Annotated in this window: 1 protein-coding gene; it reads left to right on the top strand. The window is 52.4% G+C overall.

The features are described from left to right. Window positions 1-36: 36 nt before the first annotated feature. Window positions 37-246: helix-turn-helix domain-containing protein (locus tag AAEZ05_RS29725; protein WP_350650227.1), on the top strand; the 210-nt coding region annotated here is incomplete at its 3' end.

The raw sequence follows: 246 nt of genomic DNA, 5'->3' as shown, positions 1-246 counted from the left end.
CTCTTGGGGTGTGCCAATTTAGGATCATACATCCAAATGAGTGGAATCGGTTCGCGCTTAAGGCAAGAAAGAGAGCGACTTGGCCTGTCGCAGAAAGTTTTTGGAGAAATTGGAGGCGTTGAAGCGAACGCCCAAGGCAAATATGAAAGCGGTGGTCGTGCACCCAAGGCCGACTATTTGTCTCGCGTCGCCGAAAAAGGTGTGGATATCCTGTACGTGTTGACCGGCAGCCCAACGCCGATCCAG

Source organism: Pseudomonas sp. HY13-MNA-CIBAN-0226, from assembly GCF_040310305.1.
Lineage (GTDB): Bacteria > Pseudomonadota > Gammaproteobacteria > Pseudomonadales > Pseudomonadaceae > Aquipseudomonas > Aquipseudomonas gregormendelii.
This window is presented reverse-complemented; position numbering and strand designations above follow the sequence as displayed.